Raw genomic sequence first — 758 nt, 5'->3', positions numbered from 1 at the left:
CCCCCGCCCGCCAGCACCGCATCGGCCATGACGCCCAGAGTGTCGCGGTCCGGGAACAGCGCGGCGATGGCGGCGACGCCCTCCTCGTCATGTTCGGTGCCGTAGATCGGCACGACCACCAGTTTCGAGGTGATCGCGAAGTTCATGTAGCTGGCGGGCTCCACCCGGCCATCGGTCTCGACCCGGCCCGGCGAAGGGACCTCGGCAACCTCGACGCCCATCGCCGCGGCCCGCGCCTTCGCGTCGGCATAGATCGCGGCGTTGGGATCGTCCTTGCCGGTCGCGCGCGGCACCGCCAGCAGGTTCGGCGCAACGAAACGGGCGAGGTTGTCGACGTGACCGTCGGTATGGTCGTTGATGAGGCCGTCGCCCAGCCACAACACGCGTTCGTAACCGAGATCACGCTGCAGCCGCATGTCGAGGTCGGCGCGCGTCAGGTGCGGGTTGCGGTTGGGGTTGAGGAAGACCTGCTCGGTCACCGCCACCAGCCCGGTACCGTCGCCATCGATCGCCCCGCCTTCGAGGATCCAGTCAGCCATCTCGACGTCGAGGCCGGCATCGCGCGCCAGTTCCTCGCCGATCTCCTGATCGCCGTCCATCAGGTACTTGCCGCCCCAGCCGTTGAAGCCGAAGCGCATGCCCTTGCGGTTGCCATGCGAGTCCACGGTGACAAGCGGCCCGGTATCGCGCAGCCAGACGTCGCCGTAGCGGCGGGTTTCGAGCTTCACCTTTTCGGACACCAGCTCCAGCGCGCGGGC

At 68.5% G+C, this 758-nt stretch carries 1 protein-coding gene; it reads right to left on the bottom strand.

What is annotated here, in order from left to right:
* Positions 1-758, bottom strand: a 758-nt coding sequence (locus LH128_RS29380; protein ID WP_008833343.1) for an agmatine deiminase family protein, incomplete at both ends; no start/stop codon positions are given.

The sequence above is a fragment of the Sphingomonas sp. LH128 genome (assembly GCF_000293195.2).
In the GTDB taxonomy this organism is placed as follows: Bacteria; Pseudomonadota; Alphaproteobacteria; order Sphingomonadales; family Sphingomonadaceae; genus Novosphingobium; species Novosphingobium resinovorum_A.
This window is presented reverse-complemented; position numbering and strand designations above follow the sequence as displayed.